24 protein-coding genes are annotated in these 24,424 nt (G+C 69.3%); 17 read left to right on the forward strand and 7 right to left on the reverse strand.

Features of this window, described 5'->3' with window-relative positions:
- From AC3WOH_RS22820 to AC3WOH_RS22835, 4 genes are all read left to right on the forward strand, one after another.
- The coding region (locus AC3WOH_RS22820) for an FAD-binding protein (RefSeq protein WP_492231609.1) at positions 1-249 on the forward strand (249 nt) is incomplete at its 5' end.
- An 87-nt stretch (positions 250-336) separates the two neighbouring features.
- The gene (locus AC3WOH_RS22825) at positions 337-2,127 is read left to right on the forward strand and encodes an acyl-CoA dehydrogenase (protein WP_492231610.1); all 1,791 of its coding nucleotides are present in this window, start codon (positions 337-339) and stop codon (positions 2,125-2,127) included.
- A gap of 109 nt (positions 2,128-2,236) precedes the next feature.
- Positions 2,237-3,190, forward strand: a complete 954-nt coding sequence (locus AC3WOH_RS22830; RefSeq protein WP_492231611.1) for an NAD(P)H-dependent flavin oxidoreductase — start codon at positions 2,237-2,239, stop codon at positions 3,188-3,190.
- Between the two features lie 192 nt (positions 3,191-3,382).
- A complete protein-coding gene (locus tag AC3WOH_RS22835) occupies positions 3,383-4,501 on the forward strand; it encodes an acyltransferase family protein (RefSeq protein ID WP_492231612.1) in 1,119 nt (372 codons plus the stop codon).
- Positions 4,502-4,527: 26 nt separating this feature from the next.
- Here AC3WOH_RS22835 and AC3WOH_RS22840 read toward each other — a convergent pair whose 3' ends face one another.
- The 5 genes from AC3WOH_RS22840 to mdlC form a co-directional block, all read right to left on the reverse strand.
- Entirely contained in the window at positions 4,528-5,085 is a 558-nt protein-coding gene (locus tag AC3WOH_RS22840; RefSeq protein WP_492231613.1) for a DUF6886 family protein, read from the reverse strand.
- Complete coding sequence (locus AC3WOH_RS22845; protein WP_492231614.1) at positions 5,085-5,489, reverse strand: hypothetical protein; 405 nt, start codon at positions 5,487-5,489, stop codon at positions 5,085-5,087. Before AC3WOH_RS22845 ends, AC3WOH_RS22840 begins: the two co-directional genes overlap by 1 nt.
- Before the next feature lie 199 nt (positions 5,490-5,688).
- The gene (rnk, locus tag AC3WOH_RS22850) at positions 5,689-6,102 is read right to left on the reverse strand and encodes a nucleoside diphosphate kinase regulator (RefSeq protein WP_184863310.1); all 414 of its coding nucleotides are present in this window, start codon (positions 6,100-6,102) and stop codon (positions 5,689-5,691) included.
- 106 nt (positions 6,103-6,208) lie between these two features.
- Positions 6,209-7,228, reverse strand: coding sequence for a Bug family tripartite tricarboxylate transporter substrate binding protein (locus AC3WOH_RS22855; protein ID WP_492231615.1), 1,020 nt, complete (start codon positions 7,226-7,228; stop codon positions 6,209-6,211).
- A 67-nt stretch (positions 7,229-7,295) separates the two neighbouring features.
- Positions 7,296-8,921, reverse strand: coding sequence for a benzoylformate decarboxylase (gene mdlC, locus AC3WOH_RS22860; protein WP_492231616.1), 1,626 nt, complete (start codon positions 8,919-8,921; stop codon positions 7,296-7,298).
- A gap of 90 nt (positions 8,922-9,011) precedes the next feature.
- Between mdlC and AC3WOH_RS22865 the strand changes: the two genes are divergently transcribed.
- Positions 9,012-9,911 carry a LysR family transcriptional regulator gene (locus tag AC3WOH_RS22865; protein WP_492231617.1) on the forward strand — a complete coding sequence of 300 codons (900 nt, stop codon included), beginning with the start codon at positions 9,012-9,014 and terminating at the stop codon, positions 9,909-9,911.
- A 30-nt stretch (positions 9,912-9,941) separates the two neighbouring features.
- Here the strand turns inward: AC3WOH_RS22865 and AC3WOH_RS22870 are convergent, their stop codons facing one another.
- Complete coding sequence (locus AC3WOH_RS22870) at positions 9,942-10,949, reverse strand: hypothetical protein (protein WP_492231618.1); 1,008 nt, start codon at positions 10,947-10,949, stop codon at positions 9,942-9,944.
- 33 nt (positions 10,950-10,982) lie between these two features.
- Entirely contained in the window at positions 10,983-12,011 is a 1,029-nt protein-coding gene (locus tag AC3WOH_RS22875) for a hypothetical protein (RefSeq protein WP_492231619.1), read from the reverse strand.
- A gap of 85 nt (positions 12,012-12,096) precedes the next feature.
- Between AC3WOH_RS22875 and AC3WOH_RS22880 the strand changes: the two genes are divergently transcribed.
- From AC3WOH_RS22880 to AC3WOH_RS22935, 12 genes are all read left to right on the forward strand, one after another.
- Positions 12,097-13,194 carry a hypothetical protein gene (locus tag AC3WOH_RS22880; protein WP_492231620.1) on the forward strand — a complete coding sequence of 366 codons (1,098 nt, stop codon included), beginning with the start codon at positions 12,097-12,099 and terminating at the stop codon, positions 13,192-13,194.
- 97 nt (positions 13,195-13,291) lie between these two features.
- Positions 13,292-14,176: a methylglyoxal synthase gene (locus AC3WOH_RS22885; RefSeq protein WP_492231621.1), complete on the forward strand. Its 885-nt coding sequence runs from the start codon at positions 13,292-13,294 to the stop codon at positions 14,174-14,176.
- A 184-nt stretch (positions 14,177-14,360) separates the two neighbouring features.
- Positions 14,361-15,962, forward strand: a complete 1,602-nt coding sequence (locus AC3WOH_RS22890) for a GMC family oxidoreductase (RefSeq protein ID WP_492231622.1) — start codon at positions 14,361-14,363, stop codon at positions 15,960-15,962.
- A gap of 160 nt (positions 15,963-16,122) precedes the next feature.
- A complete protein-coding gene (locus AC3WOH_RS22895) occupies positions 16,123-16,926 on the forward strand; it encodes an SDR family NAD(P)-dependent oxidoreductase (protein ID WP_492231623.1) in 804 nt (267 codons plus the stop codon).
- Between the two features lie 38 nt (positions 16,927-16,964).
- Positions 16,965-17,771 carry a MoaF C-terminal domain-containing protein gene (locus AC3WOH_RS22900; protein ID WP_492231624.1) on the forward strand — a complete coding sequence of 269 codons (807 nt, stop codon included), beginning with the start codon at positions 16,965-16,967 and terminating at the stop codon, positions 17,769-17,771.
- An 11-nt stretch (positions 17,772-17,782) separates the two neighbouring features.
- Entirely contained in the window at positions 17,783-18,175 is a 393-nt protein-coding gene (locus AC3WOH_RS22905; protein WP_492231625.1) for a nuclear transport factor 2 family protein, read from the forward strand.
- A 23-nt stretch (positions 18,176-18,198) separates the two neighbouring features.
- Entirely contained in the window at positions 18,199-19,701 is a 1,503-nt protein-coding gene (locus tag AC3WOH_RS22910) for an aldehyde dehydrogenase family protein (RefSeq protein ID WP_492231626.1), read from the forward strand.
- Positions 19,702-19,752: 51 nt separating this feature from the next.
- A complete protein-coding gene (locus AC3WOH_RS22915; RefSeq protein ID WP_492231627.1) occupies positions 19,753-21,018 on the forward strand; it encodes an ABC transporter substrate-binding protein in 1,266 nt (421 codons plus the stop codon).
- Between the two features lie 10 nt (positions 21,019-21,028).
- The gene (locus AC3WOH_RS22920; RefSeq protein WP_492231628.1) at positions 21,029-21,886 is read left to right on the forward strand and encodes a branched-chain amino acid ABC transporter permease; all 858 of its coding nucleotides are present in this window, start codon (positions 21,029-21,031) and stop codon (positions 21,884-21,886) included.
- Positions 21,887-21,913: 27 nt separating this feature from the next.
- Entirely contained in the window at positions 21,914-22,993 is a 1,080-nt protein-coding gene (locus tag AC3WOH_RS22925; RefSeq protein WP_492231629.1) for a branched-chain amino acid ABC transporter permease, read from the forward strand.
- Positions 22,990-23,694 (forward strand): ABC transporter ATP-binding protein, encoded by a 705-nt coding sequence (locus AC3WOH_RS22930; RefSeq protein ID WP_492231630.1) that lies wholly within the window; start codon positions 22,990-22,992, stop codon positions 23,692-23,694. The genes AC3WOH_RS22925 and AC3WOH_RS22930 overlap by 4 nt, the downstream gene beginning before the upstream one ends.
- A gap of 11 nt (positions 23,695-23,705) precedes the next feature.
- On the forward strand, positions 23,706-24,416 hold the full coding sequence (locus AC3WOH_RS22935) for an ABC transporter ATP-binding protein (RefSeq protein ID WP_492231631.1): 711 nt from the start codon (positions 23,706-23,708) through the stop codon (positions 24,414-24,416).
- Positions 24,417-24,424: the final 8 nt, after the last annotated feature.

Below are 24,424 nucleotides of genomic sequence, written 5' to 3' on the forward strand. Positions count from 1 at the left end.
CGTGCGGCAGTCGATGCGGGCTATGCACCGAACGACCTGCAGGTGGGCCAGACGGGCAAGATCGTGGCGCCGCAGCTGTATGTGGCAGCCGGCATCTCGGGGGCCATCCAGCACTTGGCGGGCATGAAGGACTCCAAGGTGATCGTGGCGATCAACAAGGATGCGGAAGCGCCGATCTTCAGCGTGGCCGACTATGGGCTGGAGGCGGATCTGTTCACGGCCGTGCCGGAGTTGGTCAAGGCGCTGTAAGGCGGCCTGACGGCACCAACTGCCACAGAAGGGCATCGCTTGCGGTGCCTTTTTTTTGAGTCTTTTTTTGAAATCCCGGAGACATCCATGAGTTACACCGCCCCGGTCAAGGACATGCTGTTCGACATCGAGCACCTGGCCAACATTGAACAGATCGCACAGATTCCCGGCTTCGAAGACGCGGGCCTCGATACCGCCCAGGCCGTGCTCGAAGAGTGCGCCAAGTTCAACGAGGGCGTGCTGGCTCCGCTCAACTTCGAGGGCGACAAGAACCCCTCGAGCTGGAAGGATGGCGTGGTCACCACCACCCCGGGCTTCAAGGACGCCTTCCGCCAGTACGCCGAAGGCGGCTGGCAGGGCCTGCAGCACCCCACCGACTTCGGCGGCCAGGGCCTGCCCAAGACCATCGGTGCGGCCTGCGGTGAAATGCTCAACAGCGCCAACATGAGCTTCGCGCTGTGCCCGCTGCTGACCGACGGCGCCATCGAGGCGCTGCTCACGGCCGGCAGCGATGCGCTCAAGGCCACCTACCTCGAGAAGCTGGTGACCGGCGAGTGGACCGGCACCATGAACCTCACCGAACCCCAGGCCGGCTCCGACCTCGCTCTGGTGCGCACGCGTGCCGAATCGCAGCCCGATGGCAGCTACAAGATCTTCGGCACCAAGATCTTCATCACCTACGGCGAGCACGACATGGCCGCCAACATCGTGCACCTGGTGCTGGCCCGTGTGCAGGGCGCGCCCGAAGGCGTCAAGGGCATCAGCCTGTTCGTCGTGCCCAAGTTCATGGTCAACGCCGACGGCAGCCTGGGCGCGCGCAATGACGCCCACTGCGTGAGCATCGAGCACAAGCTGGGCATCAAGGCCAGCCCCACGGCCGTGCTGCAGTTCGGCGACCATGGCGGTGCCGTGGGCTACCTGGTGGGTGAAGAGAACCGCGGCCTCGAATACATGTTCATCATGATGAACGCCGCGCGCTACGCCGTGGGCGTGCAGGGCATCGCCATCGCCGAGCGCGCCTACCAGAAGGCCGTGGGCTATGCGAAGGACCGCGTGCAGAGCCGCCCGGTGGACGGCTCCATCGCCGCCAGCGCGCCCATCATCCACCACCCCGATGTGCGCCGCATGCTCATGACCATGCGCGCTTACACCGAGGGTTGCCGCGCCATGGCCACCGTGGCCGCATCGGCCTACGATGCCGCGCACCACCACCCCGATGCGGAGGTGCGCAAGCAGAACGCGACCTTCTACGAATTCATGGTGCCCCTGGTCAAGGGCTACAGCACCGAGATGAGCCTGGAAGTCACCAGCCTCGGGGTGCAGGTGCATGGCGGCATGGGTTTCATCGAGGAAACCGGCGCCGCCCAGTACTACCGCGACGCCAAGATCCTGACCATCTACGAGGGCACCACCGCCATCCAGGCCAACGACCTCGTGGGCCGCAAGACCGCGCGCGATGGTGGTCAGACCGCCAAGGCCCTGGCCGCGCAGATCGAGAAGACCGAGGCCGAACTGCTGGCCAACGGCAGCGACGCCGCCAAGGCCGTGGCACGCCGCCTCGGCGCTGCGCGCCAGGCCTTCCTGGACGTGGTGGGCTTCGTGGCCGGCGGCACCAAGAGCTCGCCCAACGCCGTGTTCGCGGGCAGCGTGCCCTACCTCATGCTCGCGGGCAATCTCGTGGCCGGCTGGCAACTGGCGCGCAGCCTGCTGGTGGCGCAGGAGCTGTTGCACAAGGGACAGGATGCGGCCTTCATGCAGGCAAAAATCACCACGGCGCAGTTCTATGCCGAGCACATCCTGGTCAAGGCACCGGGCCTGCGCGACAGCATCGTCGAGGGCGCCGCGAGCGTGACCGACCTGGCGCTCGAAGCCTTCTGATTGCGCAGGGGGAGACAAGGGAGGGCGGCGCCGGTGGCGCCGTTCTTCGCCCCGCAACCGATCTGCTGCCCATCCATCCATTCATTCTTTTCATCGGAACGAACCTGCCATGTCCAAGCTGCCTCCCGTCCTGCAGAACCTCTCGCTGCCCGTCATCGGCTCGCCGCTGTTCATCATCAGCAACCCCAAGCTCGTGATCGAGCAGTGCAAGGCCGGCGTGGTGGGTTCCATGCCCGCGCTCAACGCACGCCCGGCCGAACTGCTCGACGAATGGCTGGCCGAGATCACGGAGACCCTGGCGGCCTACAACAAGGCCAACCCCGACAGGCCGGCCGCGCCTTTTGCCATCAACCAGATCGTGCACAAGAGCAATGACCGCCTGGAGCACGACATGCAGGTCTGCGCCAAGTACAAGGTGCCGATCATCATCACCAGCCTGGGCGCGCGCGAAGACGTGAACCAGGCCGTGCACGCCTGGGGCGGCGTGGTGCTGCACGACATCATCAACAACAAGTTCGCCCACAAGGCCATCGAGAAGGGCGCCGACGGCCTGATCGCCGTGGCTGCGGGTGCCGGTGGCCATGCGGGCGTGAAAAGCCCGTTCGCGCTGATCCAGGAGATCCGCCAGTGGTTCGACGGCCCCATCGCGCTCAGCGGCTCCATCGCCAGCGGCGATGCGGTGCTGGCCGCGCAGGCCATGGGCGCCGACTTCGGCTACATCGGCTCGGCCTTCATCGCCACGCACGAGGCGCGCGCGAGTGAGGAGTACAAGCAGGCCATCGTTGCCGGTTCGTCCGATGACATCGTCTACAGCAACCTGTTCACGGGCGTGCACGGCAACTACCTGGCGCCCTCGATCCGCGCCGCCGGCATGGACCCCGACAACCTGCCCGAGTCCGACCCGAGCAAGATGAACTTCGGCGGCGATGCCAAGAAGGCCTGGAAGGACATCTGGGGCTGCGGCCAGGGCATCGGCGCCATCGACGCCGTGACCAGCACCGCCGACCTCGTGGCGCGCCTGCGCCGCGAATACCAGGCCGCCCGCGCACGCTTGGCGCTCTGATCCCTGCCCCTGCTCCCCCTTGCGCCCGGGCTTGCCCGGGCTTTTTCTTTGCCAGGGGCCCGTCCGCCTTGCGCGTAGCCGCACATGCCCCGTGAAGTGGGGTCCAAGCGCAAATTTCTGTAACAAGCGACAATAGGCGGTTTTTGCCCGCATCGGCGGGCGGGTCATTCCATTTCGCTCCTTCCGTCTCCCATGTCCTCCGCCACCTCCCGCATGCCCCTGATCGACATGGTCAAAGGGCTGGCCTGCGCCGCCATCGTCTGCCACCACCTGGCGTTCTATGGCCCCATGTCCGACATCGCAGCGCCCTTGGCGCCGCTGCTGATGGCCTGGCTGTACGACTACGGCCGCATGGCCGTGCAGGTGTTCCTGGTGCTGGGCGGCTACCTGGCGGCCGCCAGCCTCGCGCCCCAGGGTGTGGCGCGCTTCGACAGTGCCGGCGCAGCGATCACCCGGCGCTTCGTGCGTCTGGTCGTGCCCTATGCCGTGGCCCTGCTGCTGGCGGTGCTGGTGGCGGCCCTGGTGCGCCCGTGGATGGACCACCACTCCGTGCCCGACGAGCCCACCCTGGCCCAGCTGCTGGCCAATGCGCTGCTGCTGCAGGACATCGTGGGCGAGGATGCCCTCTCGGCCGGCGTCTGGTACGTGGCCATCGACTTTCAGCTGTTCGCACTCAGCGTGCTGGTCTGGGCCGGCGTCCGCTCGCTGCCTGGCGACTGGGCACGCCGCCATGGTCCGGTGATCGGCCAGGGCCTGCTGGTGGCGCTCACGGCCGCCTCGCTGTGGGTGTTCAACCGCGACAGCGCGCTCGACATGTGGGGCTGGTACTTCTTCGGCGCGTACGGCCTGGGCATGCTGGCTTACTGGGCCGTGAAGTCGCCCCGCCCCGCCGGCTGGCTGGCCCTCATGCTGCTGCTGGGCGGTGGGGCGCTGGCCCTGGAGTTCCGCGGCCGCATCGCGCTGGCCCTGGTGGCGGCGGTCCTGCTGGTCGCGGCCCTGCGTTCGCCGCAATTGCTGCGCTGGCAGGGCTCGGCCCCGCTGGTTCGCCTGGGGCAGATGTCGTACTCGGTCTTCCTCGTGCACTTCGCCGTGTGCCTGCTGGTCAACGCGGTCATCGGCCACCTGTTTCCCGAGGCGCCCGTGGTCAATGCCCTGGGCATGGCCCTGGCGTTCACCCTGTCGCTGATGGCGGGGCGCGAGCTCTACCAGCGCGTGGAGCGCCATGTGCCCACCTGGTCCATGGCGCTGCGCTGGCAGGCCGGGCTGGTGGGGGCCGGCATGCTCGTGGCCGTCAGCAGCCACTGGGCGTAGCCTGGCGCCTGCTCCAGGGTCGGCTGTCAGACCCAGTCGGCGGCGTTGCGCAGGCGAATGCCGCTGGCGTGCAGCGTGCTGTCCCAGACGGGGCGCAGGGGCACCAGCGAATCCACCACCCGCAGCTCGGTCTGGTTGGCGCGCAGTGCGGCCGGCAGGTCGGCCAGCAGCTCCTGCGCCACGGGGGCCACCGCTTGGCGGCTCACGCACATGCCGGCATCCTCCAGGCTTTCGAAGGGGCCGGGCGGCAGTTCGTAGCGGTAGAGGTGCCCGGTGTGCACCTGGTCAGCCCAGGTACTTTCGATGAAGGCCATGGCCTGCATGCCGGGTTGCAAGCCGCCCAGCCACCGGTCCGTGTCGGCCTGGGTCGAATCCGGTCGCGGCCAGACCACGATGCGCGGGCATTCCCGCGGAAACAGGTACAGCCGCTGGTGATCTTCGTCGATGGCCCACACCAGCGGGCCATTGAGCCATGCCTGGCCCGGCCGGCGCGCAGAGGGCGTGCGGACCGGGCGCGGCTCGAAGCGGGCGATGGCCGGGTCGTCGCTGAAGTGGAACAGGCGCATGCCCTGCGGCAAGGCCATCAAGCCGGGGGCAAGCCCTCGCGCCGCTTGCGCTGCTTGTCCAGGAACCAGGCCATGAAGGGCAGCAGCAGCATCGAGCCGGGGATCACCCAGATGAACAGGTAGGGGCTGACCGACGAGGCCGAGCGCATCACGTCGCGCAGCTGGTCACGTTCCTCGGCCGTCCAGTTGCCCTCGCGGCGCTGTTTCATGAGCCAGGCGACGGATCCCTTCATGGTCGCGATCTCGCGTTTCAGGCGGCTTTTCTCGCGGCTGTTGCCGGCCAGGAAGGAGCAGAACCACTCGGGCGCGCGCTCCATCCGCTGCTGGAATGCGGTGGTCGAATCCGGGTCGAACGCGGGCACGGTTGGGCCTGCCGGGGTGGTGGCATTGCGTTCGTCGGGTAGATTCTGGGGCGCGGTCATGGCCCGCAATTGTCGCTGCTCGCCCCTTTGATCGCAAAGCACTGTTGCATTTGCGGCCATGGCCTACGAAACTGGCGCGCTCCAGGCCAGTGCCCCCGCGCAAGGGCCGACCTTACAAGCGAAGCGGCGTTTCACTTGGGTGCGCTGGGGGCGTCCCCCTCAGGGGGATGACGCGAAGCGGCTCAGGGGGAGCGTTGTTTCAGCGGTGCAGTTCGCCCGCCGCCTCGGGCTGGTACAGGATGGCCTTGACCCGCACCGTCATGGGCTTGCCGCCCGGGCCGGGCCAGACCAGCGCGTCGCCCACGGACAGGCCCAGCAGCGCGCTGCCCACGGGCGCGAAGATCGACAGCCGGTCGGCGCTGCCGTCCATGTCGCGCGGGTACACCAGGGTGAGGCAGAACTCCTTGCCCGTCTCCTCGATGGCGAACTGCACCGTGGAGTTCATGGTCACCACGTGCGGTGGAATCTCCTCGGGCGCCACCACCTCGGCGCGGTCGATCTCGGCCTGCAGATCGGCCTTGCCCGGGAAGACGCTGGCCGGAATGGCGGCCAGCAGGGCCTCGATGCGGTCAACGTCCAGGGACGACAGGATGATCTGGGGCTTGCGCGCCATGGCGGTACCTCGCTTGGTGATGGTGGTTGCAAAGCGCGGGACTATAGGCCGGGCGGCGGACTTTGCCCGCAATCTCGCACTGCACCGTGCGGGCATTCACCGGCGCTCAGTCGCCTGTGATGTTGCGGGCCTTGATCAGTGCGCCAAAGCGCTTGCTGTCGCTCATCGCCCGGTCGTGGAAGGCCTTGGGCGCCATGGGTGCGGGCTCGCCGCCCAGCGCGGCAATGCGCTCCTGCACGGCAGGCGTGGCCAGGATCTTGTTGATCTCGCGGTTGAGTTTCGTGACCACCTCGGCCGGCGTGCCCGCAGGGGCATAGAAGCCGAACAGCGTATCGGCATCGAAGCCCTTCAAGCCCACCTCGTCCAGCGTGGGCACGTCGGGGAACTGCGGCGAGCGCTTGGCGCTGCCCACGGCCAGCAGGCGCAGTTTGCCCGCCTTCACATGCTGCAGGCCGATGCCGGGGTCGAACATGAAGTCCACCTGCCCGCCCAGCAGGTCCTGCATGGCGGGCGCCGCGCCGCGGTAGGGCACGTGCACGGCGAACACATTGGCCTGGGTCTTGAGCATCTCAGCCGCCAGGTGGGGCGAGCTGCCGTTGCCCGGTGTACCGAAGCTCACCTTGCCCGGGTTGGCCTTGAGGTAGGCCAGGAACTCCTGGATGGTGTTCACCGGCAGAGTGGGCCGCACCTCCAGGAACACCAGCACCCGCGCTGCCGCCGCCACGGGCATGAGGTCCTTCACCGGGTCGAAGGGCATCTTGGGGTAGATGTGCGGGTTCACCGAAACCATGCCGCCCGAGCTCATGAGCAGGGTGTAGCCATCGGCCGGTGACTTGGCCACTGCCTCGCCGCCGATGTTGCCGCCCGCGCCCCCGCGGTTCTCCACCACCACGGGCTGGCCCAGCGCCGCCTGCAGCGGCACCGTCACGGCCCGCGCGATCTGGTCGGCCGCGCCGCCCGCCGGGAAGTTCACCACCACCTTGATGGGCTTGGCCGGATAGGTCTCCGCATGGGTGCCCACGGGCAGCAGGGCTGTACCCGCCAGGGCGGCCAGGGCGAGGGCGCCCGCCAGGCGGCGGCGCGGGGAGGAATGCTGGGGTGCGGTCGGGTGCGTTGTCTTCTTCATGGTCATGTCTCCAAAAAACGGGGTGCCCGGTGGTCCGGGTCTGTGCGGGCGAGGGGGGGCGGGGTGGTCAGGCCACGTCGACCTCCACCAGAATGGGCCGAGGGTGCGCCAGCGCATCGCGCAGCACCTGGTGCAGTTGCGCGGCATCGGCCAAGTGCACGGCATCGCAGCCCTGGCCGCGCGCCAGCGCCAGGAAGTCCAGGTCCGGCAGGTCCGTGCCTTCGAGCTTGTCATCGGGCCCGAAGCCGAAGGTCGGCGCGAACTCCTGCAGTGCCGCATAGCGCCGGTTCTTCAGGATGATGAAGGTGATGGGCAACTGCAGCTGCGCCGCGCTCCACAGCGCCTGGATGGAGTACATGGCCGAACCATCGCCCAGGAGGCCGATGACCTTGCCTTCGGGCCGTGCCAGGGCCACGCCCACGGCGGCCGGCATGGCATAGCCCAGGCCGCCGCTGCACATGGTGTAGAAGGTCTCGCTGTGCAGGATGGGCAGGTAGGCATGCATCGCGGCGCGCGAACTCGGTGCTTCTTCCACCACGATGGAGAGGGGGTCGCGCACCTCCGCCAGGGTCTGCATCACATAGGGCACGCTCATCAGCGCCGAGGGCTCGGCGCGCGGCCGCGCTGCGCGAAGCGGTGGGGCAGGGCGCCTGCGCGGCGCGGGGCGGGCCAGCAGGTCCTGCACGCCCAGGCGCACACCACCCACGGCCGAGGTGCCCTCGGGCGTCCACGCCGCCGTGCCCGGGTCCTCGATCAACTGCACCAGTTGGGCGCCTGGCGGCACGTGCGGGCCCTGGCCTTCCACGTGGTAGGTGAAGGCGGCTGCGCCCAGCGCAAACACCAGGTCGTGCCCGCCGAGCAGTGCCACGATCTTCTCGCGCATGGCGGGCAACAGGCCCATGAAGAGCCGGTGGTCCTGCGGAAAGCCGCAGCGCCCCGACATGGGGGCGATCCACACAGCCGCGTTGTGCCGCTCGGCCAGGGCCACCACCTCGTCCCAGGCGCCATCGCGGTCCACCGCGGCGCCCACCACGAAGACCGGGCGCTCGGCCGCATCGAGCGCGTCGCCGATGGCACCCAGCACGCGCGGCTCGGGCCGGCTCTCGGTGCTCACCGTGCGCGCGGCCAGCGGTTCGCAGGGCTTGCTCCAGTCGTCCGCGGGGATGGACACCAGCACCGGCCCGCGCGGCTGCTGCATGGCGATGTAGTAGGCACGGGCAATGGCCAGCGGCACGTCCTCGGCGCGCGCGGGTTCGATGCTCCACTTCACATAGGGCTTGGGCAGCTCGGTGGCCTGGCCCGAGAACAGAAAAGGGTCGAACGGCAGGATGGAGCGTGCCTGCTGCCCTGCCGTGATCACCATGGGTGTGCGGTTCTTGTGCGCCGTGAAGATATTGCCCATGGCATGGCCCACGCCGGCCGCCGAATGCAGGTTCACGAAGGCCGCGTTCTGCGTGGCCTGGGCATAGCCGTCGGCCATGCCCACCACCACGGCCTCCTGCAGGCCCAGGATGTAGCGGAAGTCCGCCGGGAAGTCGAGGAACAGCGGCAGCTCGGTCGAGCCCGGGTTGCCGAAGATGGTGTCGATGCCGAAGCCGCGCAGCAGGTCGAGCACGACCTCGCGCACGGTGGGGCGCAGGTCGTTGGCAGAAGGTGCGGCGTCGGTGGCGCGGGGCGCGGTGGCCTGGAGCATGGGGAAGGTCGGTGCAGGTGGAAAACACCGATCTTCGGGGGGGCGGCAATATCCATCAATACAATGGATTGACTAAGTGGTATTAGCTCAATGCATATCAAGGACATCGACCTCAACCTGCTGCGCCTGTTCGATGCGGTCTACCGCACGCGCAGCGTGAGCCGTGCGGCCGAGCTCATGGACCTGACCCAGCCAGCCGCCAGCCAGGCGCTCACGCGGCTGCGCCTCTTGATCCAGGACCCGCTTTTCGTGCGTGCCGGCGGCGGCGTGCAGCCCACGCCCCGGGCCGACCGCCTGGCCGACGCCGTGCGCAGCGCCCTGGGCACGCTCGAAGAAGCGCTCAACGAATCGGCCCTGTTCGACCCGCTGCAGTCGCGCAAGGTGTTCCGCATCCACATGAGCGACATCGGCGAGGGCCGCTTTCTGCCCGAGCTGATGCGCGCACTGCGCCAGCAGGCCCCCGGCGTGCGGCTGGAGACGCAGCCCATGCCCGGGGACCAGATCGCGCCCCTGCTCGACAGCGGCCGCATCGACTTCGCCTTCGGCTTTCTGCCCGCTGTGCGCGACACGCAGCGTGTGCAACTGCTGCGCGACCGCTACATCGTGCTGCTGCGCGAAGACCATCCCTTTGCGCGCCGCAAACGCAGCGGAGCAGCCCTGCTCGACGACCTGAAGCAACTCGAATTCGTGGCCGTGCGCTCGCACTCGGACACGCTGCGCATCCTGGCGCTGCTGCAGCTCGAAGACCGCCTGCGCCTGACCACCGAGCACTTCATGGTGCTGCCCTCCATCGTGCGCGGCACCGACCTGGCCGTGGTCATGCCGCGCAACATCGCCCAGGGCTTTGCCGCCGAGGGCGGCTACACCCTCATCGAGCCCGCGCTGCCGTTGCGCGATTTCACGGTGTCACTGCACTGGAGCAAGCGCTTCGAGGCCGACCCGGGCAACCGCTGGCTGCGCGGGGTGATCGAGGGTCTGTTCCGGGAATAGGCGGCCCAACGCCGCCGCCCCTTGCAGCATTCAGCGAAAGTCGAACGCACTGAACAAGCGCGTCCACCGCTCGCCGTCGTACAGACAGGCACCATACGGCCCGGCGGTGAGCATATGCCTGCCATCGGGGCTGGTGTCGATGCGGCCGGTCACCATGGAGCTGGGGGCGTGCTCGTCCACTTCGACCAGCGGCACTAACTGCTTGTCGGCGCTGATGGTGTACACGCCCTCCTGCGCGCCAAAGTACATGCGGCCCTGGAACCAGTGCGCGTCCACTGGCTGGAAGCCCCAGGCCAGCCCGCTTGTGGCCACCTGCTCCCAGTGCTCCTCCCGTCCTGCCCAGACATTGCCGTGCAGGTCGCTCACATAGACCTTGCCGTCGCCCGCGCAGCACACCGTTTCCAGTTGCGCCTGGGTGGGAAAAAGGCACGGGTGCCAGTGGGTTCCGTCAAAGCGCCACAGGTCGCCCTCGCCACCAGCGGCATAGAAGTCGGTATCGCTGAACGCGCTCAGGTCATTGAAGCCCATGGCACGGCTGCGGGCGTCGCTCTGCCAGGGAGCGCCGCGGCCCTCGCCGTGCAGATCCACCCATTGGTCCATGCCTTCGCGCCGGTACAGGCGCCGGTTGCTGCCCACGGCATACAGCTTGCCGGCAGCGCGCACCACCCGGCGGATGTTCACCATGGTGTCGGCGGGCGTCTTCAGGCTGATGAGGTCTTCGATGGACGCTTCCATCCCGCGCCGCCTGGAGTCCGATGAATACACCCGGCTGGCCGTGTCCACGGCCACGTACTCTTCGGGGGCATACCCGCGTGCGATCGTGGAATACCGCATGTCCCCCGTGTCGAAGTACCCCAGGCGCGGCGCCGTCGGGCCATCCAGCCCCACCACCAGAAACCGGGTTCTCGGCAGGATGTCGCGTGAATCCTTTTCTTCGACCAGAAGAAAGCAGAACCGGTCGACGGTGTTGAAAGCACAGTCGTAGACCGTGTAGCCCTCGATATGGGATTTGAACGTGGCCTTGGAAAAAATCTTCATGTGCTCCATCCCTGCACCATGCGCATTGGGCGTTCAGCGAAAGTCGAACGCACTGAACAAACGCGTCCACTGCTCGCCGTCGAACAGGCAGGCACCATAGGGCCCGGCGGTGAGCAGGTGCCTGCCATCGGGGCTGATGTCGATGCGGCCGGTCACCATGGAGCTGGGGGCATGCTCGTCCAACTCGCCCAGCGGCACCAGTTCCTTGTCGGCGCTGATGACGTAAACCCCCTCCTGCGCGCCAAAGTACATGCGCCCCTGGAACCAGTGCGCATCCATCGGCTGCGAGCCCCAGGCCAGCTCGCTGCTGGCCACTTGCTCCCAGTGCTCTTCCCGACCTGCCCAGACATTGCCATGCAGATCGCTGACATAGACCTTGCCATCGCCAGCGCAGCACACCGTTTCCAGTTGCGCCTGGGTGGGCAAGTGGCACGGGTGCCAGTGGGTTCCATCAAAGCGCCACAGGTCGCCCCCGCCGCCGGCGGCATAGAAGTCGGTGTCGCTGAACGCGCTCAGGTCCTTGAAGCCAATCCTGCGGCCCAAATCGGCGTGCGGTGCTTCGGTGTAGTCCGTTGGCATGGGCGCACCGCGGCCTTCGCTATGCAGGTCCACCCACTGCTCGATGCCTTCGCGCCGGTACAGGCGCCGGTTGCTGCCCACGGCATAGAGCTTGCCGGCAGCCCGCACCACCTTGCGGATGGTGACCATGGTGCCTACCGGCGTCTTCAGGCTGATCAGGTCTTCGATGGCGGCTTCGAACTGCTTGGACTTCGCGCTCGTGCTGTAGACATTGCTCACGCTGTCCACGACGACATACTCTGCCGGGTCGGTGCCGCAGGCAATCGACGAGAAGCTGAAGCGCTCCGTCTGCGCAAACGGAATGCTCCCGGCCGCGATGGGGCGGTCCGTGATGATGGTGACGGCGCGGGTCTTGGGGTAGGTGTCCCGGTCGTCCTTCTCTTCCACCAGCAGAAAGCAGTAGCCCTGTTCCCGAAAAATGGCACAGTCGTAAATCGTGTACCCGTGGAAGTACTTCTTCCACACCTTCTTGTCAAAAATCATGCTCCCTCTTTGGTCGCGCGGCGCGGGCTGGCCCGTTATTGTTGCCACTCCCGGCCGGCGCCGCTGACTCCTTGCCATCTGTTACATGATCTTCGACCGCGAAACCTACAAGCGCTTCTTCCACGGCTACGACATCATCGACTGCACCATTGGCTTCGAAGACGGCCGGCTGGGCTTTTTGCTCGCCGAGATCAAGGAGGGTAGGGCGCACGACGACCCCTACCAGTTGCGTGTGCTGGCAGTAAAACGCACGAGCCCGGTGGAGACACGTTTCTTCTGGCTGTCCGCCAACGCACTGGACCTCTGGTCCGATCTGTCCAGCGCCTGGGCGCCGGACCATGCAGAGTTTGTCGGTGTCAGCATCGGCCGGCAGGTCTATGGCTACAAACCCAAGGTCCACAAGGGCCAGGAAGCGCGCATTCCCTTCCACCGCGTGCCGGCCGGCGCCGAGGCGCGCTACGACAGCATCGTGCGGTGCACCGTGCGCGCCGGCACCACCGTGTTTGCCGTGGGCTGGCCATTTCGCGTGTTCGAGCGCCTCGGGCCTGATCAATGGCGCGAGCACACCCACATCCCTTTGCCCGAGGGCCTGGACAGCACGGATAGAGACATTTTCGACGAGGCCATGGGCCTGGACCAATCCAGCTTCCACTACCTGGCAGGCCACTCTGCGCAGGATCTTTATGTGGTCGGATCGAAAGGCACCGCATGGCGACGCCAGGGAGAGCAGTGGCGCAAGCTGCTCTTCCCCTCGGACCTCTCGCTGCGCACCATCGCCGTCGCACCCAATGGCATGGCCTACATCACCGATGAGAACGGCCGGGTCTGGAAAGGCCGGGACGATGAATGGCGCTGTATAACGCCCGTATGGAAGTCTCTCTATGGTTTCAAGGACAGCGCCTGGTTCGCCGGCAGGCTCTGGTGTACAGGGGACAAGGGCGGCCTGTACTTGCTGCAGGGCCGTCGTATGGTCCTCGCGCAGGACGCCCGCGAGCAGCCCATGCCATGGGAGTTTTCATCGGCCGCGCGGCGGCTGGACGTGTCACCCGATGGCCGCATGCTGCTGATCGCTGGCGGCGTCTGGGCAGCGCAGTTCGATGGGGACCAATGGTCCTGGCTGATCGACGGCATGCCGTCGGCCAAGGCGGTGGCCGACGGGCCGCTGGAGGCAGCAGGAGTCTGACCTGCTGCGCCGGGACTGGCCCTGCGGGCCTGCGAACGTCCAGGGCATGTAGTGCTCCCCTGGTAAGCTGCTGCTGCATCTGGATTGGAGCCCGCTGGTGACCGCAACCCTTCCCCCAAGAACCTTCGGCCTGGCCGCACACCGCCTGCACCGTTTGCAGGCCGACGGAGGCCTGGCCCAATGGGCCGCTGCATCGCAAGCCGCCCTGCACGAGCTGCAACTGGGCATCGCCGCCGTCGGTGGCTCGGCCGACGCCATCGAGCAGCATGCCCTGGCCGGCCACTTCCCGCGCTTCACGCGCCTGCCCTATGGGCGCGAGGGCGGGGTGATGCGCATGGTCTCGCGCATCGCGGGCGGTGTGCATGCCGAGCAGGAACTGGCCGGCGCCATCTACCTGCTGGACCCGCTCGACCCCTCGTCCCTGTACCCCGAGGCCCAGGCCCTCAAGCGCCAGTGCATCTCGCACGGCAAGCCCCTGCTGCTCACCGTGGCCGCGGCCGTCGAATGGGTCGCGGTGGAGGCCGCGCTGCAGGCCGGCACCTCGCTGCGCCAGCGCCCGCCGGCCATGGTGCCTTTGATCGACAAGCAGTCCGTCGCCCTCATCGCGCACGATGCGTTGAAGTCCGCCATGGTGGACTTCGCGCACCGCCATTTCGACCTGCTCTCGCAGACCAAAGAGCGCTTTGCCACCGGCACCACCGGCGGGCGGCTCAACGAGATGGCCTGGTCGCGCGGCTGGCCGCGCGACCAGCCGTGGGTGCAGCCCCTGCGCAGCGGCCCGCTGGGGGGCGATGCGCAGATCGCCGAACTGGTGCTCGACCAGCGCTGCGACAAGGTGCTCTTCTTCGAAGATGTGCACGTGGCGCGCCAGCACGAGGCCGACATCCAGCTGCTGGAGCGCGCCGTCTGCACCAAGAGCTTTGCAGCTGCCTGCTACCACACGCCTGCCATGGCCGACGCCTGGGCGCGCGCCTGGGCTTGACCCCCTGCCGCCACCACCGGCGGCCTCCATTTGACCGCCAGCGCACTGCGCGTTGACCCACGCGGCGAAACCGCCGCCGCGCATTGCCGCGGGCTGCCATGCCCCGGATCATCGGCCACCAGAACAGCGCAGGGCTTGTGCCCCGCGCCGGGTGAACCAGAACGAGATCCGGAGACAAGGCATCATGGGTGCGGTACAGGCATACAACTACATCGTCGTGGGTGGGGGCTCGGCAGGCTGCGTGGTCACGCACCGCCTGGTCCGCGCCGGGCACAGCGTGCTGCTGCTCGAAGCCGGGCCCGCCGACAACACGCCCTTCGTGCGCATGCCCGCCACCTTTGTGCGCGTGATCGGCAGCGAACGCACCTGGCTCTACGAGACCGAGCCGCAGCCCCATGCACAGGGCCGCCGCATGCATGTGCCCCAGGGCCGCACCCTGGGCGGCGGCAGCTCGGTCAATGCCATGGTCTACATCCGCGGGCAGGCGGCCGACTACGATGGCTGGGCCGCCCAGGGCTGCACGGGCTGGGCCTGGTCCGATGTGTTGCCCTGGTTCCGCCAGGCCGAGGCCAACCAGGTGCTGTCCGGCCCGCTGCACGGCACCGAGGGGCCGCTGCATGTCAGCGAGACGCGCCACCGCCACCCGCTGAGCTCGGCCTTCCTGCAGGCCGCGCAGGAGTGCGGCCTGCCCTACAACCACGACTTCAACGGCGCCGAGCAGGCCGGTGTGGGCTACTACCAGACCACCACCCACCAGGGCGAGCGCGCCAGCACGGCGGCCACCTACCTGGCGGCCGTGCGCCACCTGCCCCAGCTCACGGTCGCCACCGGTGCCCAGGTGCTGCGCCTCACGCTGTCGGGCGGGCGCGCCACGGGCGTGGTCTACCGCGATGCACAAGGCACCGAGCTCCAGGCCCTGGCCCATGACGAGGTGGTGCTGAGCGCCGGTGCGCTGGCCACGCCCAAGCTGCTCATGCTGTCGGGCATCGGCCCGGGGGCGCACCTGCAGTCCATGGGCATCCCCGTGGTGCACGATCTGCCCGGCGTGGGCCAGAACTTCCAGGACCACCTGGAGGTCAGCGTCTATGGCCGCTGCCGCGCACCCATCAGCCTGGCGGGCCAGGACCGCGGGCTGGCCGCGCTGCGCCACGGCCTGCAGTGGCAGCTCACGCGCACCGGCCTGCTCACCTCCAACGTGGTGGAGTCCGGCGGCTTCGTGGACACCACGGGCAGCGGCCGTCCCGACGTGCAGTTCCACGTGCTGCCGGTGCTCGTGGGCGATGTCGACCGCGAGCCGCTGGCGGGGCACGGCCTCTCCATCAACCCGTGCTTCCTGCGCCCCGCCTCGCGCGGCTCCGTGGCCCTGGCCAGCCCCGACCCGATGGCCCAGGCCCGTTTCGACGGCAACTTCCTCGCAGCCCGGGAGGATGTGGACACCCTGGTGCGCGGCGTGAAGCTGGCCCGGCGCATCCTGCGCGCGCCCTCGCTGGCGCGCCACATCAGCGCCGAACTGTCGCCCTCGGCCGATGAGGCGCTGGACGATGCCGCGCTCGAAACCCATGTGCGCGCACGCGCCAAGACCGTCTACCACCCCGCTGGCACCTGCCGCATGGGCGGCGCAGGCGATGCGCAGGCGGTGCTCGACCCCGCGCTGCGCGTGCGCGGCGTCGGCGGCCTGCGCGTCTGCGACGCGTCTGCCATGCCCACCCTGGTCAGCGGCAACACCAACGCACCGGTGGTGATGCTGGCTGAGCGCTGCGCCGATTTCATGCTGCGTGCGCGCTGATACGGATTCGCCTTCAACCGTCTAACGTCGTTGGTTCGCCTTGCCGTGCTACAGCACTGTCTGCGGCTTCCCGCCTAGTTATACGGTCGAACGCGAATCCATATGAGCCCTGCCGGCCTGTTTGCCCCGCTTCGGGGCCGTGATTCGAAAGGAGACTGTTGTGAGCAACCCATCTGCATCCCTGGCCGGCCTGTCGGTCCTCATCACCGGTGGCGGCAGCGGCATCGGCGCCGCCGTGGCGCGGCAATGCGCAGCCGCGGGCGCCCGTGTGGCCCTGATGGGGCGCCGGCTGGCCCCGCTGCAGGCCGTGGCCCAGCCCCTGGGGGCCCTGGCCGTGGCGGGCGACGCGGCCGACGCGGCCGACGTGCGGCGCGCGCTGGCGCAGGTGCGCGAGGCCCATGGCGGCATCGACGTGCTGGTGGCCAATGCGGGCGGGCATGGCATCGGCAATGCGCTGGGCACCGACGATGCCTCGTGGGCCCTGTCGGCGCGGTTGAACCTGGACACCGCCTTCGTCTGTGCGCGCGAAGCCCTGCCCGGGCTGATGGAGCGGCGCGGCAACATCGTCATCCTGTCCTCCCTGGCCGGCCACTTCGCCGGCCCCGATGCGGTGGGCTACGTGACGATGAAGCATGCGCTCATCGGCCTGACTCGCTCGCTGGCGCGCGACTACGGCCGCCATGGCGTGCGCGCCAACGCCGTCTGCCCGGGCTGGGTGCGCACCGACATGGCCGACGAGCAGATGGCCGTGCTGGTGCAGCGCCACGGGCTGGCCGACACCGAGGCCGCCTACGACCTCGTCACCCGCCACGTGCCGCTGGGCCGGCCGGCCACCCCCGATGACGTGGCGCAGGCCGTGCTGTTCCTCGCCTCGCCGCAGGCGGCCATGGTCAGCGGCAGCGCGCTGATGGTCGATGGCGGCGCCTCGGCGGTGGACCTGCCCACGCTGGCCTTTGCCGAATGAAGGCACCCCTTTCCTTTCTCACCACTGGAGCACATGCCATGAGCGCTACCCACCGCCCCCCGGACTGGAAGCATTACGACGACTTCGCGGCCGGCATCGCCACCAACCGCCTCCCGGCCAGCGAGGCCCTGGTCGGTCAGGTGCTGCCGCTGCACCTGCCGGGCCGCGTGCTGACCCTGCAGCCCGACAGCCGCCACATGCTGCGCTGGGAGGAGTCGGGCGACGGCCTGGCCCCGCGCAGCGGCAGCGACCGCTACGAGGCCGTGGAGGTCGCGCCGGACACCTGGTTCATCGACCTCACGCGGGCGGCGCTGCCCGACGAAGCCTGGACCGTCATCGCCAACACGCGCACACGCCGCGTGCTGGCCGTGCGCTGCTGCATCCTCGGCGACGGGCAGGTGGCGGGCGAGCCGCGGGTGGCCCAGGACTTCCTGGCCGGCACGCTGGGCGCGGGCCCGGCCCTGGCGGGCAGCACCGCGCCGCACGAGACGCGCGAGCTGATCGGGCTGCGCACCTTCCAGACCTACAGCCCCGAGCACACCTACGAGCACACCTACCTGAGCTCCCAGCGCTACGCCTGGCAGTGCCTGGTGGGCGTGCAGCGCGGCCATGGCGACGTGGACCAGGCCAGCTACTACAAGTTCGACGACCAGCAGTACATCTTCACCTTCCGCGAGTACCGCATCCCCGTCGCCTCGGTCTTCTTCTTCAACTTCGAAAGCGGCCGTTCCACCGGCAAGTTCCTGGGCCTGACGGGCGCGGGCGAGATCTCCAACCAGTCCGCCGGGGCCTTCATGCGCAAAGCCTCGATGACGGTCTACCCCTCCCAGCACGAACCCGTCTGAGGCCTTCCACCATGCGCACCCCCTACCAAATCATTGCAGACCACTACGCGGCCTCCGATCGGGGCGATATCGCAGCCATGGTGACCGACCTTGCCGACGATGTGCAGTGGACGGAGATGGCCGGCTTTCCCTGTGCCGGCACCTATGTCGGCCCCCGCGCCGTGGTCGAGAACGTCTTCGAGGTGCTGGGCCGCGACTGGGAGGGCTACCGCTTTGCGCTGACGGCCCTGCTCGATGCGGGTGACCAGGTGGTCGGCATCGGCACCTACAGCGGCCGCTTTCGTGCCACCGGGCAGGCCATGCAGGCCCGTGCCGTGCATGTCTGGGCCCTGCAGGGCGGCCGCGTGACCCGCTTCGAGCAGTTCACCGACACCCTGCTCGTGGCGCGCGCCATGGCCCGATGAGCAGGCCCCATCGGAACCCTCCCATGGCATCCCACGAACACCCTACCCACCACCCGCTGGCCGACGGCTTTCTGATGCGCCGCTGCTACGGCAATTGCATCGACGGCCAGGAGCAGACCCCGCGCAGCGGGGCCTGGCTGCCGGTGGTCGACCCGGCCACCGGCATGCACATCGCCGACGCCCCCGACAGCGACGCGGCCGATGTCGATGCCGCTGTGGCCTCGGCCCGGCGCGCCTTCACCGATTCGGCCTGGACGCGGCTGCGCCCGGCCGACCGCGAGCAGATGCTGTACCGGCTGTCGCAGCTGATCGAGGAGCATGGCGACGAACTCAGCGCCATCGAGACGCTGCAAAGCGGCAAGCTGCGCAGCATCGCGCGCGCCGTGGACGTGGGCGGCGGCGCCGAGTTCGTGCGCTACATGGCCGGCTGGGCCACCAAGCTCGAAGGCCAGACGCTGCAGCCCTCCATCGGCTTTCCGCCCGGGGTGCAGTACCACACCTGGACACGGCGCGAGGCCGTGGGCGTGGTGGCGGCGATCGTGCCGTGGAACTTCCCGCTCGCCATCGCGCTGTGGAAGGTGGCGCCCGCTCTGGCGGCCGGCTGCACCGTGGTGCTCAAGCCCTCGCCCGAGACCCCGCTCACCGCGCTGCGCCTGGCCGAGCTGGCCCTGGCCGCCGGCATCCCGCCGGGCGTGCTCAACGTGGTCTGCGGGGCCGGTGCCACGGGGGCGGCGCTCTGCGGCCACCCGGGCATCGACAAGATCAGCTTCACCGGCTCCACCGCCACCGGCAAGTCCATCGGCCGCGCCGCCACCGAGAACATGGCCCGCGTCACGCTGGAGCTGGGTGGCAAGTCGCCGCTGATCGTGCTCGGCGATTGCGACGTAGAGCGCGCCGCCATGGGCGCGGCCATGGGCATCTTCTTCAACCAGGGCCAGGTGTGCACGGCGGGCTCGCGCGTCTACGTGCAGCGGCGCATCTTCGAGCGGGTGGTGGCGGCGCTGGCGCAGATTGCGCAGGGCATGAAGATCGGCTCCGGCTTCGACCCCGAGACCCAGATCGGGCCGGTGGTCTCCAGCCGCCACCTCGACCGTGTGCTGGGCCACCTGGACCGCGCCCGCGCCGAAGGCGCACGCGTGCTCACCGGGGGCACGCGCAGCGGCACGGCGGGCTGCTTCATCGCGCCGACCGTGCTGGTGGACGTGCACGCCGGCATGCAGGTGGTGCGCGAAGAGGTCTTCGGCCCCGTGGTGGCGGCCATGCCCTTCGATGACGTCGACGAGGTGGTGCACCTGGCCAACGACTCGCCCTACGGCCTGGCCGCCAGCGTCTGGTCCAACGACCTCGCGGCCGTGCACCGCCTCATCCCGCGGCTGCAGGCCGGCACCGTCTGGGTCAACTGCCACAACATGCTCGACAACAACCTGCCCCTGGGCGGCTACAAGCAGTCGGGCGTGGGCCGCGACCTGGGGCGCGCCGCCGTCGAGGGCTGCACCGAACTCAAGAGCGTGTGCATGGCCGTCTGAGCGGCTGAGACAGCGCAGAACAGAAGCATTCCAACCCACAGGAGACAAACCATGATCCCTTTCCGCAACACCGTGCGCCTGGCCGCACTCACCCTGGCCCTGGGCGCCGGCAGCGCTGCCGCCTGGGCCCAGGCCCGGCCCGACTGCGGCATGAACACCGGCAAGAAGGCCAGCGGCGAGCCCATCGTGCTCGGCGCCGTGGTCGGTAAGACCGGGCCCGACGACTTCAGCGCCTCGGCTCTGGCCGCCGCCGCGTACTTTAAGTGCGTCAACGACAACGGCGGCATCCACGGTCGCCCGGTGGAGTACCTGATCGCCGACGACCAGTGGAACCCCGAGGTCGCCTCGCAGGTGGCGGCCAAGCTGGTGATGGACCGCAAGGTGCTGGCCATGGTGGGCAGCTCCAGCTTCGTCGAATGCGGCGCCAATGCCCGGCTCTACGAGCGCGAGAACGTGATGGCGATCGCCGGCGTGGGCGTGCCGCGCGAGTGCTTCTTCGCCAAGAACTACGCCCCGGTCAACAGCGGCCCGCGGGTCTCCGCCACCTTGGTGGCCGCCCATGCGGCCCAGGCCTACAAGGCGCGCCGCATGGTCTGCATCATCCCCAACATCCCCAGCCTGGGCAACTGGGCCTGCGAAGGCGCCAAGGGCTGGGGCAAGGGGCAGGGCGTGGAGGTCGAGACCATCACCATCGACCCGGGCTCGGCCGACGCCACCTCGGTGATGCTGCAGGCCGCCGCGAAAAAGCCCGACGTGATCGTGCTCAACGTGCCCAAGGGCATCATGGTCCCCATGCTGGCCGCGGCCGAGCAGCAGGGCCTGCAGCGCCGGATCCGCTTCGCCTCCACCACGCCGGCCTACAACAGCGACGTACCCAAGGCCATCGGCGCGGCCTGGAACAACGCGCTGGATGTGCACCTGGAGTTCATGCCCACCGAGTCCAACGGGCCGGACAACCTCAACTGGAAGGCGGTGATGGCCGCCTATGCGGACAAGGGGGCGCCGCGCGACTCCTTCGCGCAGGGAGGCTACCTGGCGGCGCGCGTGGTCACGGACGCGCTGCTCAAGCTGGGCAGCGCCAAGCCGCTGGACCGGGCCAGCGTGAGCGCCGCGCTGCGCCAGGTCAAGGGCTTCAAGAGCGACATGCTGTGCAAGCCCTTCTACGTGGGCGATGGCGCGCGCCACAACGCCAACACCAGCGGCCCCATCGCGCAGGTCAGCGGCAACGGCTTCAAGCAGGTCACAGCGGCCTGCCTGACGGCCGACGAGCCCGAGCTCGCCGATGTGCGTGCCGACGAAAAGCGGCTCGGACTCTGAGCACCCCGCCATGGACGAGCTCCTGCCCTTCCTGATGGCCGGCCTGGGCGTGGGCGCGGTGTATGCGCTCTCCGGCGTGGGCCTGGTGGTGCTGTACCGCGCCAGCGGGGTGCTGAACTTCGCCTTCGGCGCCATCGGCGCGGTGGGGGCGCATGTGGCCTGGTCGGCGCTGCAGGCGCAATGGCAGCAGGGCCTGGCCTGGGCCGCGGCGGTGGCCACGGCCATGCTGCTGTCGCTGGCCTACGGGCGCCTGCTGGCGCCGCGCCTGGCTGCGCGCGATGCCACCATCCGCAGCATCGCCACGCTGGGCCTGGCCCTCATGCTGATGGCGTTTGTCGAATGGTTCTGGGGCGAGCAGCCGCGCCGCCTCATCCTGCCCACCGACCTGCAGGCCATCGAGCTGGGCGAGGTGCGCCTCACGGGCACGCGCATCCTGGGCCTGGCGCTGGCCGTGCTGATGATGGCCGGCGTGGGCTGGCTGCTGGCGCGCACCCGCATCGGCCTGATGATGCGCGCCCTGGCCAACGACCGCGCGCTCAGCGCCCTGCTGGGGGTGCCGGTGCTGCGCGTCGATACCGTGGCCTGGGTGCTCTCGGGCGCCTTTGCCGGCGTCTGCGGCCTGTTGCTGGCCAACATCGTGCGGCTGCAGGCCACGGTGCTGACCTTTCTGGTGATCCCGGCGTTCGCCGCTGCCATCCTGGGCCGGCTGAACTCGCTGCCGGCCACCGTGGCGGGCGGGCTGCTCATCGGCATGCTGGAGGCCTGCGCCATCCTGCTGCCCGGCTTCGCGCCCTTTCGCACCGCGGTGCCCTTTCTCATGGCCTTGCTGGCCATCGTGGCCTTTCGCAACACCACGCGTGCCGCGTAGGTCCCTTCTGTCTTCGATCGTTCCACCATGTCCATCCTCCCTTCCGCCGCCGCGCCGCTGCCGCCGCGCCCGGCCGTTCCCCGCGCGCCGGCCGGCCTGCTCGCTGCCGTGGCCCAGAGCGCTGCGCTGCAGCGGCGCCAGTACCACTGGCTGTGCGCGGCCCTGCTGCTCATGGCCCTGGTCCTGCCGTGGCTGGCCAACAGCTACTGGACCAAGACCTTGAGCGCTTCGATGGCGCTGAGCGTGGCCGCCGCCGGCGTGGCCCTGCTCTATGGCCAGCTCGGCCTCATCAGCCTGTGCCAGTACGCCCTGCTCGGGGTGGGCGGCTGGGTGGCGCTGCGCCTGGGCCATGGTGGGGCCCTGCCGTTCGAGCTGTGCGTGCTGGCCGGCGGCCTGGCCGCCAGCGTGGCCGGCATGGTGGCCGGCCTGCCGGCGCTGCGCATGAAGGGCCTGTACCTGGCGCTGGTGACCCTGATGATGGCCGGCGGCTACCAGGTTCTGGCCAGCGCGCTCGGCTTTCCCGATGGCGGGCCGGGCTGGCTCGGCAAGGCCGATGGCACAGGCCGCGCCATGTTGGCGCGGCCCTGGCTGGCCCAGGGCGATGGCGCCTACCTGGCCTACGTGCTGGCCTGGCTGGCCGCCGTGATGGGCCTGATCGAGTGGCACCGGCGTGGCAAGCCGGGCCGCGCCTGGGCGCTGATCCGCCGCGGCGAGGCCGCCGCCACCGCGGCCGGTGTCAACGTGCTGCTCTACCAGACCTGGGCCTTCGGCCTGGCCGGCTTTTGCGCCGGGGTGGCGGGCGCGCTGCTCGCGGGCAATGTGGGCCAGCTCGATGGCCGGGCGTTCCAGGCGTCCGAGTCGGTCATGCTGCTGGCCCTCACGGTGGTGGGCGGTGCCTACCACTGGCTGGGCACGCTGCTCGCAGGCCTGCTGCTCAGGGCCGTGCCGGCACTGCTGACGGACTGGGAGGTCAACGGCTATGTGGCCCTGATGTTCTTCGGCGCGGCGCTGCTGCATGCGCTCATCACCGCGCCGCAGGGCATTGCGGGCCAGTGGCTCACGGCGCTGCAGGCGCTGCGCCAGCGGTTGCGGGGAGCGCAGGCATGATCGTGATCGACAACCTCAGCGTGCAATTCGGCGGCCTCAAGGCCATCGACGGCCTCACGGCCGCGCTGGATGCACCGGTCTGCGGCCTGATCGGCCCCAACGGCGCCGGCAAGACCACGCTGGTGAACCTGCTCAGCGGCCTGGTGGGCGCGCACGGCGGCCACGTGGCGGTGGATGGCCTGCCCTGGCTGCCGCTCACGCCGCGCCAGCGCGTCGTGCAGGGCCTGCGCCGCTCCTTCCAGACCGAGCAGGTGGTGGAGGACCTGAGCGTGTGGGCCAACGTGCAGGCCGTGCTCGACCAAGTGCCGTCCACGGGCGTGGATTCTGCGGACGAGGTGGCCGACGTGCTGGGCTACTGCGGCCTGGCCGATGTGGCCACAGAGCCCGGGCAGGCCATCAACCTGTTCCAGCGCCGCATGCTGGAGCTGGCCAAGGCCCTGGTGGGCCGGCCCCGCCTGCTGCTGCTGGACGAGCCCGGCGCCGGCCTCACCGAGCAGGAGTCGGGTCGGCTGCGCGAGGCGCTGCGCGGCATCCAGGCCTTTCGCGGCGCCCAGGTGCTGCTCATCGACCATGACGTGGACCTGATCGCCGACACCTGCAGCCAGACCCTGGTGATGGACTTCGGCCGCCGCCTGGCGCTGGGGCCCACGCGCGAGGTGCTGCAAGACCCCGAGGTGCGCCGTGCGTACCTGGGGACCTAAGGAGATACCACATGCTGATGATCGAGAACCTGGTGCTGCAACGCGGCGGCAAGCCGGTGCTGCACGGCATCGACCTGGCCGTGGCCCCGGGCACCGTGACGGCCCTGGTGGGCGCCAACGGCGCGGGCAAGTCGAGCACGGTGATGGCCGTGGCCGGTGCCCTGCCCGTGCAGTCGGGGCAGGTGCTTGCCGACGGCCAGCCGCTGCTGCGCCTGCGCCCCGAGGCCGTGCGCGCCGCCGGCGTGGCGGTGGTGCCCGAGGGGCACCGCGTGCTGGGCGACCTGTCGGTGCTGGACAACCTGCGCGTGGCTGCAGGCGGCCTGCCCGCCGCCGAGGTGGCCGGCGCCATCGACGCGGTGCTGCAGACCCTGCCCGAGCTGCGCAGCAAGCTCGCCGACCCGGGGCGCTCCCTGTCGGGCGGGCAAAAGCAGATGGTCTGCGTGGCCCAGGCGCTGCTGGCCCGTCCGCGCTACCTGCTGATCGACGAACTCTCGCTCGGTTTGTCGCCGGTGGTCGTCAAGCGCCTGGCCGAGATCGTGCAAGAGGTGGCGCGCCAGGGCGTGGGCGTGCTGCTCATCGAGCAGTTCACCACGCTGGCGCTGTCCATCTCCAGCCAGGCGAATGTGCTGGTGCGCGGGCGCATGGCCTGGTCAGGCACCTCGCGCGCGCTGCTGGCGCAACCCGACATCCTGCACAGCAGCTACCTGGCGCCAGTCGGCTGAGCCGCTCA

The sequence above is a fragment of the Acidovorax sp. FW305-C-20-28 genome, from assembly GCF_058783375.1.